This is a genomic window from Streptococcus suis (assembly GCF_002960445.1).
GTDB classification, from domain to species: Bacteria; Bacillota; Bacilli; order Lactobacillales; family Streptococcaceae; genus Streptococcus; species Streptococcus hyiners.
Genome location: NZ_POJD01000371.1, coordinates 1 through 295, shown reverse-complemented (window position 1 = coordinate 295; position 295 = coordinate 1). Strand labels below are relative to the sequence as shown.

Sequence of the window (295 nt, the reverse complement as noted above, 5' to 3'; positions counted from 1 at the left end):
GGTATCTTACTCGTATCCCATTCAAAAAATTTGGCCCAGGGAATCATCGACCTAGTATCTGAAGTCGCAAAAGATATTCCCATCACCTACTGTGGCGGACTAGAAGATGGTAGCATCGGTACCAGCTTTGAAATCGTACAAGAGCGAGTTGAAGCAAACCCTGCTGATACCCTCCTTGCCTTTTTCGACCTAGGTAGCGCCCGAATGAACATGGAACTTGCTGCCGATTTTACAGACAAACAAATTCTTATCCAAACCGTACCAGTCGTCGAAGGTTGCTATACTGCCGCAGCTC

At 46.8% G+C, this 295-nt stretch carries 1 protein-coding gene; it reads left to right on the top strand.

What is annotated here, in order from left to right:
- Window positions 1-295: dihydroxyacetone kinase phosphoryl donor subunit DhaM (dhaM, locus tag C1G53_RS12120; protein ID WP_105118819.1), on the top strand; the 295-nt coding region annotated here is incomplete at both ends.